Source organism: Hyphomicrobium denitrificans ATCC 51888 (assembly GCF_000143145.1).
In the GTDB taxonomy this organism is placed as follows: Bacteria; Pseudomonadota; Alphaproteobacteria; order Rhizobiales; family Hyphomicrobiaceae; genus Hyphomicrobium_B; species Hyphomicrobium_B denitrificans.
In genome coordinates this window covers 2,421,618-2,434,970 of sequence record NC_014313.1, presented here as the reverse complement: position 1 = coordinate 2,434,970, position 13,353 = coordinate 2,421,618, and the positions used below count along the sequence as shown (strand labels likewise).

Below are 13,353 nucleotides of genomic sequence, written 5' to 3'. Positions count from 1 at the left end.
TTACTCCACCGACGCTGCGAGGCGCGCGATGATGTGGTTGAGATCTTCGCCCTCGGCGCGCGCAGCAAACGTCAGCGCCATGCGGTGTTTCAGGATCGGTTCCGCGAGCGCGATGACGTCGTCCACGGACGGCGCGAGGCGTCCGTCGATCAAAGCCTTCGCGCGAACCGCGAGCATCAAAGCCTGGCTGGCGCGCGGGCCAGGACCCCAGGCGACGAAACGATCGGTCTCCGCGTTCTCGCCGGTGCCGGGACGCGCCGAGCGCACGAGCTTCAGGATTGCTTCGACGACCTTGTCCGGAACCGGAATCTGGCGGACCAGCCGCTGCGTCGCCATCAGATCCTGCGCCGAGATCACGGCTTCGACCTTCGCAGAGTCGGTGCCGGTGGTCGCGTACAGCATCCGCCGCTCGGCATTGAGATCGGGATAGCCGACGTCGATTTGCAGAAGGAAACGGTCGAGCTGCGCTTCAGGCAGGGGATACGTGCCTTCCTGCTCCAGCGGGTTCTGCGTCGCGAGAACATGGAACGGCGCGGGCGTGTCGTGACGCTGCCCGGCGACGGTAACGTGATGCTCCTGCATCGCCTGCAGCAGCGCCGACTGCGTCTTCGGCGAAGCGCGGTTGATTTCGTCAGCCATCAGCAGCTGAGTGAAGATCGGTCCTTTGATGAAGCGGAACGAGCGCCCGCGTCCCGCTTCGTCTTCGAGCACTTCCGAACCGATGATATCCGACGGCATCAAGTCGGGTGTGAACTGAATGCGCTTCGCGTCGAGCCCGAGCACTTTGCCAAGCGTTTCGACGAGCAGCGTCTTGGCGAGACCGGGCACGCCGATCAGCAGTGCATGCCCGCCCGATAAGATCGTGATCAGCGTCCGTTCGATGACCTGGTCTTGACCGAAGATCACCGCCGCTGCGGCCTTGTGCGCACGCTGCACGCGTTCAGCCGCCGCTTCGAGCCGTGGCACGATATCGGTGTGAGTCTCGACGACATTGCTCATGGAATGAATGGCCTCGCTGGGCAGATCTCGTGCGGATTTCGCATACGGAAACAACGGGCCGAGCTTCGGCGTTCCCGGCAGCATCTTGAGCCTAGACGATCCCGCCCGGTCCTCCTAGGGTCAAGTGAATGTTACGTTAGGATAAGGTAGCAATTCGGCAGCCTTGCGCCGCGCGGCAGATATCGGATGAAACTCATGAGTTTGCCGCCATGACGGAGACGTTCGCTTCGCCGTCTCAAGGACTGGATGCATTGCTTCGCGCGGCGAAAGAAAGCGGCGAGGCGGGCGCGCGACCCGTCGACAAATGGAACCCGCCCTACTGCGGCAGTATCGGAATGAGCATTCGCCGTGACGGCGTTTGGCTTTACCAAGGCAGCCCGATCGGCCGCATCGCGCTGGTCAAGCTCTTCGCGAGTATTCTGAGAAAAGACGACGACGGCAAAACCTATCTCGTAACGCCGGCCGAGAAAATCGATGTCGATGTCGAGGACGCGCCGTTTCTTGCCGTCGAGTTGGCGGCTTCAGGTGAAGGCCGCGATCAGGCTTTGACCTTCCGCACCAATGTCGACGATGTCGTCACGGTCGATGCCGCTCATCCGCTTCGCTTCCAAGAGAGCGAACCCGATAGCGGACTGAAACCTTATGTGCTTGTGCGCGGCCGGCTCGAAGCGCTCTGCACGCGCGCCGTCTACATGGAACTTGTCGCGCTTGCCGAGGCGAACGATGAGGACGTGGAAGCCGTTGGCGTATGGAGCGGCGGTGTCTGGTGGCCGCTCAGCGCCGGAGCCTCAAGCGCCGTCACGCGCAAATAAACAAAACCCGCGACTGCCGGAGCAGGCGCGGATCTCGTAATCTCGTAATCTCGCGTCGATCTAGCGATCAGACGGGACGAAGATTGTCGGCGGATGATTTGCCGCTACGGCGATCAGCCACGATTTCGAAGGAGATCTTCTGTCCTTCATTGAGACCGTTCAGCCCGGCGCGTTCGACTGCGCTGATGTGAACGAACACATCATTGCCGCCGCCATCCGGCTGGATGAAGCCGAAGCCCTTTTGGCTGTTGAACCATTTCACGGTTCCTGTCTGCATAAATAAAAATCCTTGTTCAACAAACATGCGCTCTGGCCCGGCGGATGCTGGGCAAGACGGTCGAGATTTTTTGGAAGTCCAGTTCAGGCGCGCACTTCGCAGCGAGGGCCAAGTCATCCAGCGAAGCTCGATCGCGCGCAGTATGGAAAAAAACACCTCCGGTTGCAAGCGAAGATACGGGGTACCGCGCAAACGGTCATAATTCCGGCACGCCGAAACGCCCGCCTGCCGGAAAAACCGCCATGTCACCCTAGACGACGCCCGAAATCGGGTGCCTCAATCGCTGGCAGCGATTGACAATTGTTTCGCGAGCGCCGCTCCCGGCGTGAATTCCGGGCTGGTGCGCTTCAGCCAGTCCGCAAGCTCCGCCAGGCGGGTATTCGAGACATTTTCGCCGGCTTTGGCAACGCGCGTAACGAAAAACCCGTCGCCATTGCGCACCCCAATCCATTTGGCATCGTCTTCCGCCACATATTTCAGAAACGGCGATGGTCGTGCCGAATCGCCATTTCCGACGGCAAAGGCCGCATCGGCTGTATTCCACTTCGCCTTCTGACAATTGCCGTCCCAGCCGAGGAATTCGAACGAACCTTGTGCCGCGCCCGTTGCCTTGCCGAACAGGGCAACCTTGAAATCGTCGCCGAGCCAACGAACCGTCACGTGATTGCCATCGCAGGTCTTGAGGTGGACCTTGTTGTCTTCGAACGCTTGCGGATTTGCCATCGCCGGCGACACGCTGAGCGCCGCCAGAACCATCGGTGCCGCCCACGAAATAACGCGCATATGATTTCTCCATCGCAGTGTTGCTGCCATGTTTGGCTGGCCGCGCGCGATGATCAAGACGATACAAGATAAAATGCTGAAATCTAACGCGAATGTGATTACGCGTGCGCGTATCGACGGCATCGAACGCAGTCGGATTTTCGGGAAAGTTTTGCAATGCCTGTCGTGAACCGCGCGGGCTTCATACGCGTTGTTGCCATATGCGCGGATGGATCGGCGGTCTTCAATCCGTCACCCTCACAGCCCGACAAATACCGGTGGCAATTCGCTACCTAATCACCGTGTGCACCGTTCTCGCGGTGATGTGGGCGTGGACGCACACCAGTCACGACACGCAACGCTATCCTTACCTGATCTTCCTCCCGGTAATTTTTGCATGCGGCGCGATTTTCGATCGCGGCAACGGCTTTCTCGCCACCATTCTGAGCGCGACGGTCGTCGATTATTTTATGCAGCCGCCGATCGGCTCGTTGGTCGTGGCTGACGGCGACGATCTGATTGCGCTCGCGCTTTTCATCGCTCTCGGGTTCGCCATGGCTTTCGTCGTGGAAGCCCTGCATGTCGGCCTGGTCGACCTGGCGATAGAGCATCAGCGCGTGCAGGCGGCAGTCCGCGATCGCGAGGTGTTGCTTGAGGAACTTTCGCATCGGACGCGTAATGATCTCGCAAACGTCGTAACGCTTCTGAATATGCAAGCGCGTTCGGTGGACGGTGTCGCGCGCGATGCGATGATCTCGGCAGCCGACCGCGTCCAGGCGATTGCCCGCGTCCACCGCCGTTTTCAGATCCATAATCATCGCGTCGTCGTCGATACCAAATCCTATATTGGCGAACTGTGTGATGACCTTCGGCTATCCCGCCTGGCGTCGCGCCCCATCGCCCTGCAAAGCGAAGCGGAAAGCCATTTGATCAGCATCGAGAAGGCGGTGCCTTTAGGGTTGATCGTCAACGAATGCGTGACGAACGCGACCAAGCATGCCTTTCCCGACGACCGTCCCGGCGCGATTTCCGTGCGCTTTATCCGCGCCGGCGATACGTACACGTTGACGATCACCGACAACGGCATCGGAACCACGGCCGATGCCGCCCACGCCGGGACAGGGAGCCGGCTGATCCAGATGCTGGCGGCGCAGCTCGGAAGCAAGATTGAGATCGAGCCACGCTCTCCCGGCACCGCTGTCGTCGTCACGATTCCGGTTAAGCCGTCCAAATGAGAAACGCGGTCCCGGAACAGCCTTACCGGCCAGCGACGACGTGCACCGTCCCTGTCATGTCCGGATGGAAACGGCAGAAATATTTCGTTGTCCCGGCATGATCGAAGCGCAACCGCGCCGATCGGCTTTCGCCAACCACGACATCCCACGAGCCGTCGTCGGCGGTTGCGGTGTGGTCGATGAAGTCGCCGTTCACCCACTCGATCGTATCGCCCTCCCTGATCGTGATCTCGGCAGGCGAGAAGGCGAGGCCGGTGATTTTGACTTGGACGACCTCGCCCGCGTTCCCGACGCGAGCGCTCACGATCTGCAGCGCCAGGAGCAGGGCGGCGCACTGAAATGCGGTTCGCATCGGAGACGTCCTACTTGAGAGTGCTGGCAAGATGCTCGGCATGCGCGAGATGGCCCTGGAAAATCTTGAGGCCCGTTTGCAGAAGTCCCTTCAACTCGCTGTTTGACGATGACGGGATCAGCGTCGTTTCGAGCGCGCCGTCGACGGTCTTGTGAAAGGCAACTTCATTCTCGACGTAGGCTTTGTCGAACGCGGCGCCGGACAGCTTGCTCAACTCGTCGTGCTTTTGCGCGGCCTGATCGGAAAGAGCTTTGCTCGTACCGTTGTCTTCCGGCGTGACGTTGAGCTTCTTGACCAAAGCCAGCGCCTTGTCATTGACCGCCTTGTGATCGCGAACCATGTCGCTCGCGAAGGCGCGAACGGCTTTGTTCTGCGATTTTTCAAGCGCGAGCTGACCGGCCTTCACATCGATGTCGCCCGCCGTATAGGCGATGTGCGCGATCTGCGGATCACTCGGCTGATCGGCAGCGAATGCCGGTAACGCCAGCGCCGAGAGCGTGACTGCTACGGCGAAACTCGTCGGGAAATGACGCATTGAATTGCCTCCGTGTTGCGAGCCCTCGGGGCTCTCTGTCTCACGAAGGATTGGATGGCCGTGCGCGCGAAACGTTCCCGATGATCAGCGTTGGCTCAAGCGCGACACGACGGCATTCGTCAAACGCTCGCATCGTTTACCGTCGAACGGAAAGACATCGCTGAAGAACGAGCCGATATGTTCTTCGAGCGACGACTTGAGAAGATTGCGTGCCCTGTGCAGGCGCGTTTTCACCGTCTCGGGCTTGATGCCGTAAAGCTCCGCCGTCTCGTCGATGCTCAGCCCTTCGATGGCACGCGCAATGAGAACGGTTCGGAATTCTTCCGGGAGTTCATCGATCGCCCTCTCCAGAAGACGGCAGATTTCATGCTGCGAAGTGGCGCGCTCAGGGTCCACGATCGTTTGTCCAGAGAGAGGAAAGGGAATGATGTCAGCGATCCGTTCCGGCGGCAGATCGAAGTGCGACGCAGGCTGATCAACGCGCCGTCGCGCACGTTGCAAGGCTTCGTTCAGAACGATGCGCGTCAGCCACGTTGTCAGGCTCGATTCTCCGCGAAAATCGGAAATCGCCGAAAAGGCACGGAAGTAGGCCTCCTGCAGCACGTCTTCGGCTTCGCTGTCATCGCGGACGATGCTGCGTGCGACGCGATAAAGACGTCGGTTATGCTCCTGGATAATCGCGCGGATCGCCGCCTCATCTCGCTGCGACGCGCGCCGAACGAGATCGGCTTCCGCCGATCGCTGTGTGCTGTTCAGCACCGACTGACCCATGCCCGCATTCCTTTCCGAAGCGCCGAGCCTATTGGATGCGCGCTTCCGTAAAAGGTTCCTGGGACGCGCGCACGCCGATCCTTAACGGATTGCCGTGAGCGTTGCGCGCCGGAAATCTGCGATCTCAGTGAACACGCAATTCGGCGCCGATCAGCCGGACTTCCGCGGGACGGATGAGCTCGGAGTGTGCGACGGTCACCTTGAAAAGTTTACCATCGAGCGTCGCGGTCCAGAAATCGAGAAACGATTTGAGCTTCGGGAAGCGCGGGGCAAGATCGTATTCTTGCCAGATATAGCTCTGTAGGAGCGATGGATGATCCGGAAGACGATAGAGTATTTCGGCAGTCGTCAGGCTGAACCCAGCAAGCTGAGCCTTGAGGCCGCCGACATTGGAAACGTCCTTGTTGGTCACTGGCAATCTCCCTTCGATAAGAGTGATTGGCGCCCTCCCCGGAATAACGATGATCAGTTGAGATTCGTTCAATGTCCAGACGAATGACAAAGCGCTAAGCTTATTAGCAAAGCACACAGACGAGTGCTCAATCCGCCCGCGATTTGAATGTTTGCAAGATGCTCGAGACCGCTCTGAAAAGTTTGACGACGTTCTTCGCCACGATCGGACCGGTCGAGGCTGCGGTCCTGTTCGCGACGCTGACACCGAAGATGCCACGTGCGGAACGTCAGGCGATCGCCATTCGCGCGACACTGATCGCGTCCGCGATCCTCGCGTTCTTCACCGTGCTCGGAGGTCCGATCCTCGCGCAGCTCGGCGTTTCCGTGGCAGCCTTGCAGACGGCGGGCGGCATCATCCTGCTGATGATCGCCATCGACATGATCTTCGCGCGGCCAGGCGGTGCGATCAAACTGACACCGCCCGAAGGCGCCGAAGCGCAGACGCGCGAGGATGTCGCCGTGTTTCCGCTCGCGACGCCGTTGCTCGCAGGGCCGGGTGCGATGAGCGCCGGAATTCTGCTGACTGCGAACGCGAGTGACGAACCGTTCGGCTTGGCGATCGTCGTTGCATCGCTCGCGTGCGTGATGATCGCGACGCTTGCGCTGTTGCTTCTCGCGCAAGAGCTGAACCGCGTGATGGGGATCACCGCGCAACGCGTTCTCATACGCGTGTTCGGAATTCTGCTTGCCGCCCTCGCCGTGCAGGCGCTGTTCAACGGCATCAAGGATTCCGGCCTCATTCCCGGACAGGGAATTCCGTAGGCAGCACCCTGAAAAACCGCTGCGATCGGCGGCTTTTGAATGCCCGTTAGCGCCTCTTTAACGCATCAATGTTTCAATCCGGGACAATGAATTCGGTTTAGTTGCGTTCTTGTAGCGTTGAAAGCGTGAAAATGTATGCGTTTGCTGCGGGCCGGTCGCCGGCTGGAGTCGCTCGTGCGGCGATCGTGCCGCTGCTTATTGCAGCGGCAGCTTTAGGCGAGGCCGGATGCGCCACGGACAATAACGCGTACTATTCGGGCGCGCCGGCCAACGTCTCATACGTCCGCCAAGCATCGGCGGCGACCGAAATGGAAGACGACGGCTTGCCCTCGCAGGCGCCGCCGTCGGCCAATATCCGTCAGTTGCCTGACGATCCATCCGAGCCCTATAGCCGCAACTACGGCGGGCCGAACCCGGCGGCGATCGAGAGAAAGCCGGTCGACAAATCGGCAGCCGCACCGTTGCCCGCGCAGGCTGCGATCCCGGCCGACCTGCCTCCCGCGTTCCGCCGTCAGCTTGCGATGGCCGGCTACGCCACCGAGTAAGGCGAGCGGAAGGCATCGCGAACCGATCTTCGCCGTGATATGCGGGCGCTTATGTCCACGCGCATTGCCATCGTCCGCTATCTTGATGTCTCGAGAACGTCTGAACTCGACGCTGCGATCGACACGATCTTTTTCGAAGCGAGCAATACGAAATCGTTCGAAAGCGAAGCCGCGCGGACGGCTTTCCGCGAGCGCTGGCTCGGGCGCTACCTTCGGGACGATCCGCAGTTCGCCTATCTGGCGATAACGGCGGCGGGCGATGTTGCGGGGTATCTCGTCGGCGCCATAGAAGACCCCGCATCCAGCAAAGTTCAGGACGCCGCTATCACGGCGTTCCGCGATGCGACGCAGCGCTATCCCGCGCATCTTCACGTGAACGTCGCGCCCGCCCATCGCGGCTCCGGCATTGGCGGACGGTTGATCGACGCGTTCATCGCTGATGCACAGCGTGCAGGCGCGTCCGGCGTCCACGTCATCACGAGCGCGGCTTCAGCGAATGTTCGCTTCTACAATCGTAATGGGTTTTGCGAAGTTGCGCGCGGCGGAGCTGCAGATGCGCTCGTCTGTCTGGGGCGCGCGTTGGGCTGAAAGCGTCCGGCCGTCGAATTCCAAAAAAGACGGCCGGAGAGTTGCACGACGCTAGGGATTGAAATCTGTGCGCTTAGTTGGTCAGTTCCGGAAGCCGGGGCGGCAGCGAGAAGCCGATCGGCTCGGACTTTTTCAGAAGCGTCCGCGGATCTTCATTGGTCCGCCGTGACTTGCCCTCGAACATTGCGCCTTGTTCGATCGACAGCGATTGATGGAAGATATCGCCTTCGACCTCACTCGTCGTTTGCAGCATCACGCGCTTGCTGTGAACAGAGCCGACGACGTGTCCGCGAACGACCACTTCCTCCGCCGAAATGCTGCCCGTCACGGTCGCGCCTTCGCCGACGACGACATGGCTGCCTTCGATATCGCCTTCGACGATACCATCGACCTGCACTTCACCTTTGCAGATGAGGTTGCCGGCGATCGTCAGATCGCGGCCGATGACCGAAACGGATTTGGCGGGTTCGGCCTGCGGCACCGTCAGAAACGGGCGCGGCTGAAATGAGGGGGCGGGAGGAACTTCAGACGTCGCCGCCACCGTTTGCAGCTTCGGCGTGTCCGTCTCTGAGCGGCGAAAGTTCGGCAACATCGGAAATCATCCCCTCACACAACTTAAGCAACAAGCGGTGCCCGGCGCGCGAGCACATGTGATTCGGTTAGCACCTTCATCGCTCCGGTTCAGCCGGTAGCCACAACTAATGCACCGACAATCCCCAGGATTATAAGCAGCCCCTACAATCCTGGGCGCACACTGTGGCAGAAGATCAACGAACGGCCCGAACTGCGCACTTTCTGCTCATTTGGCTAACGCCTTGACCGCAGCCAGCACATCCTCGGCATGGCCCGGGATTTTCACCTTGCGCCAACTTCGGACGATCTTGCCTTTGGAATCGATCAAAAATGTCGAGCGTTCGACGCCCATGTATTTGCGGCCATACATGCTTTTTTCGACCCACACGCCGTAAGCGTTGGCGGCATCCTTGTTTTCGTCCGCGAGGAGCCGCAGCGGCAGGTCGTATTTGGTTTTGAATTTCTTGTGGCTCGCCGAGCTGTCGGGAGAAATGCCGACGACGTCAGCGCCCGCCTTGGCGAATTGATCCGCGAGGCACGAGAAATCCTTGGCCTCCTGCGTGCAGCCCGAGGTGTCGTCCTTGGGATAGAAATAAACGACCACCGGACGCCCCTTGAGCTTCGACAGACGCACGACCGAACCGGCGTCGTCAGGCAGCGAAAAGTCGGGAGCGTTCTCACCGTCTTGAAGCATCTTGAAAGTGCCTTTCTTTTGTCGCTTTTACATCTGTACGTGCCATCGCGTACGAATGGAAACCAGCATTTTGTAGCTTGTCGGGTACCTAGGTCTGTCCGTTCGCCGGAAGGCGCGGATCAGTCAGTCGTTGGTGTTGCCGTCCGCGGGGGTGTGAGGAGCGGCGTTGGCGAAATCCGTAAGTGGCGGGCGTCCCGTTGAGGGACGCGGCGCCGATCAGACTGCGCACTACACGAGCCGGCCCGGTGCGACGACCTCGCCGGAGCGTAGCGTCGCGATATCGCATGATGAGAATGATCCTGACGAGGCCGTAATGATGCGCGGTCTGCGGAGGTTTTTCCGCTGCTGCCGCATGATGTTCTATGTCGTGATGCCGCTGGTTCTACTGGTGGCAATCGGCGTCGGCGTTCTGTACGTGAGGCTCAGGCATGGTCCGATCGGCTTCGATTTCGTCGTCGCCCCGATCGAGCGCGGCATCAACGCGGAACTGGCGGCAAGCTCGGTCAGGATCGACGGCGCGGAGTTGCGCCTGGGCGCCTCCGGTGAGCTGGAATTTCGCCTGCGCGACGTGAGCGTCCTCGAAAAAGGCGGCGACGTCGTCCTTTCCTCGCCGCTCGCCGCCGTCAACATCTCGCTCGCGGCGCTGACGCGCGGTCGCATCGTCCCGCGACGCATCGAATTGATCGATCCGATCATCGCGCTCGCCTATTCCGATGAGTCCGGCTTCGTCTTTGAACGCGCCGTGCCGCGTCCCGTGCCTGCCCGCGTGCCTAACCAAGGCGCCCCGTCCACGCCTCTCAAGCAAGACGACGCCGTCGCGCCGAACACGACCGTCGCTGTGCGAACGGTGCGCACGGGCCACCAGCTCAATCTCGCGAAGATGTTGAGCGATTCGTCCTATCGCGCGCGTCAGCGCCTCGACGCGACCTCGTATCTGACCGAGTTCGGCCTCTCGAACGCAACCGTCGTCGTCGACTATGAAGGTCAGCGCAGCTCGTGGCGCATCGATGAGGCCAGCGTCGACTTCAACCACCAGAGACAGCGCAGCCTCATATCGGGCCGCGCGCTCGTCGCATCGAAACAGGGGCCGTGGGCTATCTCGTTCCTGACGGACGAGCGGGAGGCGGCCGATAAACTGCAGGTGAAAGCAACCGTCCGCGATCTCGTACCGTCGACGCTGGCCGCTGCGGCCCCGCCGCTCGCGCTCCTCGGCATGTTCGAATTTCCCGTGGCCGCCGATGCAACCATTGTGCTGACGCGCTCGGGCGAAATCGAGAACGGCGACCTTGCGCTCGAATTCGGCAAGGGCCGCGCGCGATTGCCCTATCTCGTGCAGCCGATGGATGTGACGGCCGGGCTTTTCAAGCTCGACTACGACGGCAAGAAGCGGCGCTGGGACTTGAAGCCGAGCCCGGTCAAGTGGGCCGACGGAACGATCATGTTCTCCGGCGCGATGATGGACGTTGCAAAGGCGAACGAGCCGCCGCAGTGGCGCTTCGGGCTCGACGGCAAGAATGGCGTATTCGAAGCCCCCGAATTCAACGTGCCGCCTGTGACGATCGACAGCTGGACGGCGCAGGGCTCCATCATTCCGCGCCGCGGCCAGGTCGATATCGACGAGTTCCGCCTCGCAGGCGGCGGTGGCGTCGCGACAGTCAAGGCCACGACGCAGGCGGGTCCCGACGGGCAAAGTATGACTGCGGAGTTCTCGGCGTCGCCGATGCCGCTGCAAACGCTGAAAGCATTGTGGCCCCGCGCGTTGGCGACCGGCACCCGGGAGTGGGTCGGCAAGAACATGTCCGCCGTCGACTTCCAGGGCGGAACGTTGCGATTCACCAACGGCAACGTCGGCGGCGTCGACGCCGGCACCGTCACCGTGTCGACCGATCTTGAGCGTGTGACGGCGAATTTCGGTGCAAAGAACCTGGTCTTGCGGCCGCTGCCCGAGATGCCCGAGGTTACCATCCCGGAAGCGTCGGTGAAACTCGTGGACAACGTCCTCGATATCGCGATGCCCGCCGCCGAAACGACGCTCGCGGACGGCCAGCGGCTCGCGATCAAGGACGTCAGCGTGCAGACCGACAACGTCATGGCGGAGCGGCCGAATGGCCAGATCAGCCTTACGGCGTCGGGCGATCTCGCGCCCTTCCTCGAAACCGTTCAGTCGCTACCGATCCGCAACCTGCGCGACGCTCCGAAGCTTCCGAAAGCCGGCGAAGGCAAGGTCGATGCACACTTCGACATCAAGGTGCCCTTCATACCGAACGTCTCGGGCGACGACATTTCCGTCAGCGGCAAGGCGCGAATTACCGACGGTCGCTTTGGCAAGGTCGCGGGCAGGTTCGATGTCCAGGGCTTCACGCTCAATCTCGATCTCACCGACACGACGCTCGATGCGAAAGGCGACCTGCTCGTCAATGGCGTTCCGGCGAAGATCGCGGGCCAGCGTCTGCTCGGTCCGAAGGCGGGGCAGCAGCCGCCGATCAAGATCATGGCCAAGCTTGATGACGCCGATCGCACGCAGCTTGGTCTCGATATCAACGACATCGTGCAAGGCGTCGTCCCGATCGAAGTCCTGCTCGAGCCCGCCGCCAATGGCCCGCTGGCCGTCAAGCTTCATGCCGACCTGACCAACGCAGACATGACGCTCGATCATCTGCAATGGCACAAGGCGGCCGGGCGCACCGCCTCGGTCGATGCTGAAATCGTCAGCAACCCGAACCACGACACCGAGCTGCAGCGCTTCAAAATTTCAAGTGACGACATCGCCGCCGAAGGAAAAATCGTCGTCGGCTCCGACAACAAGATCAAGCAGTTCGAGTTTCCGAACCTGATGCTCAATGTCGTGTCGCGACTTGACGTCAAGGGATCGCGCGGCAAGGACGACATGTGGTCCATCGATGCGTCGGGCAAGACCTTTGACGGCCGCAACTTCTTCCGCTCGCTGTTTAACGTCGGTAACGGTCCCGATCGCAAAGGCAATGCGCCCGTAGCCGCCAAAGGCGCGCGCGTCAACGTCCAGATCGAAAACGTCATCGGGGGCTACGACGTCTCGCTCCGTAACCTGAAAATGCAGATCGAAACGCGTGCCGGAAATCTCGCGGCGCTCGACGCCAAAGGCACACTCGACGGTGGCGCGCCGCTTTCGGCCGAAGTCGATAAGAGTACCGGAACGCGCCGCCTGTTAGTCAATTCCTCCGACGCCGGGCAGGTGCTGAAGCTCGTCAATTTCTATCCCAACATGCAGGGCGGCCGCCTGCGCCTTGACGTCAATCTCGACGGATCAGGACCGGCGGAAAAAACCGGAATTCTCGCGGTCGAGGATTTCAAGATTCTCGGCGACCCGATCGTCAGCGAGGTTGTCAGCAGCGCCGACCAGGGGCGGCCGGCGATTCAAGGACGCCGCAACGTGACGCGCGAAGTCTTCGAGTTCGATCGGATGCGCGCGCCATTCTCTGTTGGTTACGGTCAGTTCGTCCTTGAGGAAGCGTACCTCAAAGGTCCGCTGCTGGGCGCCAACCTGCGCGGCAAGGTCGATTTCAAAACCAGGCACGTCAATTTCGGCGGCACCTATATTCCGCTGCAAGGATTGAACGGCGCTCTCGGCGGCATTCCGCTGCTTGGCCAGATCATCTCCGGCACACAAGGCGAAGGCATTTTCGGCATTACGTTCGCGGTCCAGGGCCCGACCGCCAATCCGCAGGTGATCGTCAATCCACTGTCGCTGGTCGCGCCTGGAATCTTCCGCGAAGTGTTCCAGATGACGGCGTCCGATCCGAAGGTGCAGATCCGCGGCGACGACCGCGTGCCTCAGGACTCGACGGCCGCGCGCATACGTCAGACATCGCCTGATGAATCTTCGACCGGCCAGAAAACCAAACGGGCCAGCGCGAACAAAGTCAAATCGAAGCCGAAAAAGCCCGCCGAAGCTCAGGCGGGCTCGATCGACGGCTGGTCTTCGACGACGCAGCCGTCGCAATAGTCGCTAACGCGTC

At 60.9% G+C, this 13,353-nt stretch carries 15 protein-coding genes; 6 read left to right on the top strand and 9 right to left on the bottom strand.

Annotation, left to right across the window (positions count from 1 at the left end):
• Entirely contained in the window at nucleotides 1–999 is a 999-nt protein-coding gene (locus tag HDEN_RS11735) for an AAA family ATPase (RefSeq protein WP_041922021.1), read from the bottom strand.
• Nucleotides 1,000–1,208: 209 nt separating this feature from the next.
• Between HDEN_RS11735 and HDEN_RS11730 the strand changes: the two genes are divergently transcribed.
• Entirely contained in the window at nucleotides 1,209–1,811 is a 603-nt protein-coding gene (locus HDEN_RS11730) for a DUF1285 domain-containing protein (protein WP_013216332.1), read from the top strand.
• Between the two features lie 67 nt (nucleotides 1,812–1,878).
• On the opposite strand, the gene HDEN_RS11725 is transcribed toward HDEN_RS11730, so the two are convergent.
• On the bottom strand, nucleotides 1,879–2,088 hold the full coding sequence (locus tag HDEN_RS11725) for a cold-shock protein (RefSeq protein WP_013216331.1): 210 nt from the start codon (nucleotides 2,086–2,088) through the stop codon (nucleotides 1,879–1,881).
• Nucleotides 2,089–2,364: 276 nt separating this feature from the next.
• Entirely contained in the window at nucleotides 2,365–2,994 is a 630-nt protein-coding gene (locus HDEN_RS11720; protein ID WP_150103254.1) for a hypothetical protein, read from the bottom strand.
• Nucleotides 2,995–3,128: 134 nt separating this feature from the next.
• Between HDEN_RS11720 and HDEN_RS11715 the strand changes: the two genes are divergently transcribed.
• Complete coding sequence (locus HDEN_RS11715; protein WP_245256627.1) at nucleotides 3,129–4,085, top strand: DUF4118 domain-containing protein; 957 nt, start codon at nucleotides 3,129–3,131, stop codon at nucleotides 4,083–4,085.
• 22 nt (nucleotides 4,086–4,107) lie between these two features.
• On the opposite strand, the gene HDEN_RS11710 is transcribed toward HDEN_RS11715, so the two are convergent.
• The 4 genes from HDEN_RS11710 to HDEN_RS11695 all read right to left on the bottom strand — a co-directional run bounded on the left by HDEN_RS11710 (nucleotide 4,108) and on the right by HDEN_RS11695 (nucleotide 6,155).
• Nucleotides 4,108–4,437, bottom strand: coding sequence for a cupredoxin domain-containing protein (locus HDEN_RS11710; protein ID WP_013216328.1), 330 nt, complete (start codon nucleotides 4,435–4,437; stop codon nucleotides 4,108–4,110).
• 10 nt (nucleotides 4,438–4,447) lie between these two features.
• On the bottom strand, nucleotides 4,448–4,972 hold the full coding sequence (locus HDEN_RS11705) for a DUF4142 domain-containing protein (RefSeq protein ID WP_013216327.1): 525 nt from the start codon (nucleotides 4,970–4,972) through the stop codon (nucleotides 4,448–4,450).
• Nucleotides 4,973–5,056: 84 nt separating this feature from the next.
• Complete coding sequence (locus tag HDEN_RS11700) at nucleotides 5,057–5,743, bottom strand: RNA polymerase sigma factor (protein ID WP_013216326.1); 687 nt, start codon at nucleotides 5,741–5,743, stop codon at nucleotides 5,057–5,059.
• 124 nt (nucleotides 5,744–5,867) lie between these two features.
• Nucleotides 5,868–6,155 (bottom strand): usg protein, encoded by a 288-nt coding sequence (locus HDEN_RS11695; RefSeq protein WP_013216325.1) that lies wholly within the window; start codon nucleotides 6,153–6,155, stop codon nucleotides 5,868–5,870.
• Nucleotides 6,156–6,313: 158 nt separating this feature from the next.
• Here HDEN_RS11695 and HDEN_RS11690 point away from each other — a divergent pair, with 158 nt between their 5' ends.
• From HDEN_RS11690 to HDEN_RS11680, 3 genes are all read left to right on the top strand, one after another.
• Nucleotides 6,314–6,958, top strand: a complete 645-nt coding sequence (locus HDEN_RS11690) for a MarC family protein (RefSeq protein ID WP_013216324.1) — start codon at nucleotides 6,314–6,316, stop codon at nucleotides 6,956–6,958.
• A gap of 131 nt (nucleotides 6,959–7,089) precedes the next feature.
• Nucleotides 7,090–7,503 (top strand): hypothetical protein, encoded by a 414-nt coding sequence (locus HDEN_RS11685; RefSeq protein ID WP_013216323.1) that lies wholly within the window; start codon nucleotides 7,090–7,092, stop codon nucleotides 7,501–7,503.
• 51 nt (nucleotides 7,504–7,554) lie between these two features.
• Nucleotides 7,555–8,091: a GNAT family N-acetyltransferase gene (locus HDEN_RS11680; protein WP_013216322.1), complete on the top strand. Its 537-nt coding sequence runs from the start codon at nucleotides 7,555–7,557 to the stop codon at nucleotides 8,089–8,091.
• A gap of 73 nt (nucleotides 8,092–8,164) precedes the next feature.
• On the opposite strand, the gene HDEN_RS11675 is transcribed toward HDEN_RS11680, so the two are convergent.
• Both HDEN_RS11675 and HDEN_RS11670 read right to left on the bottom strand, forming a co-directional pair.
• Nucleotides 8,165–8,683: a bactofilin family protein gene (locus tag HDEN_RS11675; protein ID WP_013216321.1), complete on the bottom strand. Its 519-nt coding sequence runs from the start codon at nucleotides 8,681–8,683 to the stop codon at nucleotides 8,165–8,167.
• 207 nt (nucleotides 8,684–8,890) lie between these two features.
• A complete protein-coding gene (locus HDEN_RS11670) occupies nucleotides 8,891–9,358 on the bottom strand; it encodes a peroxiredoxin (RefSeq protein ID WP_013216320.1) in 468 nt (155 codons plus the stop codon).
• A gap of 166 nt (nucleotides 9,359–9,524) precedes the next feature.
• Here HDEN_RS11670 and HDEN_RS11665 point away from each other — a divergent pair, with 166 nt between their 5' ends.
• Complete coding sequence (locus tag HDEN_RS11665; protein ID WP_041921650.1) at nucleotides 9,525–13,340, top strand: YhdP family protein; 3,816 nt, start codon at nucleotides 9,525–9,527, stop codon at nucleotides 13,338–13,340.
• Nucleotides 13,341–13,353 lie beyond the last annotated feature (13 nt).

Bases quoted from the DNA above. Each gene is read 5' to 3' on its own strand.
- HDEN_RS11735 (WP_041922021.1), bottom strand. From the start codon at position 999: ATGAGCAATGTCGTCGAGACTCACACCGATATCGTGCCACGGCTCGAA.
- HDEN_RS11730 (WP_013216332.1), top strand. From the start codon at position 1,209: ATGACGGAGACGTTCGCTTCGCCGTCTCAAGGACTGGATGCATTGCTT.
- HDEN_RS11725 (WP_013216331.1), bottom strand. From the start codon at position 2,088: ATGCAGACAGGAACCGTGAAATGGTTCAACAGCCAAAAGGGCTTCGGC.
- HDEN_RS11720 (WP_150103254.1), bottom strand. From the start codon at position 2,994: ATGCCGTCGATACGCGCACGCGTAATCACATTCGCGTTAGATTTCAGC.
- HDEN_RS11710 (WP_013216328.1), bottom strand. From the start codon at position 4,437: ATGCGAACCGCATTTCAGTGCGCCGCCCTGCTCCTGGCGCTGCAGATC.
- HDEN_RS11705 (WP_013216327.1), bottom strand. From the start codon at position 4,972: ATGCGTCATTTCCCGACGAGTTTCGCCGTAGCAGTCACGCTCTCGGCG.
- HDEN_RS11700 (WP_013216326.1), bottom strand. From the start codon at position 5,743: ATGGGTCAGTCGGTGCTGAACAGCACACAGCGATCGGCGGAAGCCGAT.
- HDEN_RS11690 (WP_013216324.1), top strand. From the start codon at position 6,314: ATGCTCGAGACCGCTCTGAAAAGTTTGACGACGTTCTTCGCCACGATC.
- HDEN_RS11685 (WP_013216323.1), top strand. From the start codon at position 7,090: ATGTATGCGTTTGCTGCGGGCCGGTCGCCGGCTGGAGTCGCTCGTGCG.
- HDEN_RS11680 (WP_013216322.1), top strand. From the start codon at position 7,555: ATGTCCACGCGCATTGCCATCGTCCGCTATCTTGATGTCTCGAGAACG.
- HDEN_RS11675 (WP_013216321.1), bottom strand. From the start codon at position 8,683: ATGTTGCCGAACTTTCGCCGCTCAGAGACGGACACGCCGAAGCTGCAA.
- HDEN_RS11670 (WP_013216320.1), bottom strand. From the start codon at position 9,358: ATGCTTCAAGACGGTGAGAACGCTCCCGACTTTTCGCTGCCTGACGAC.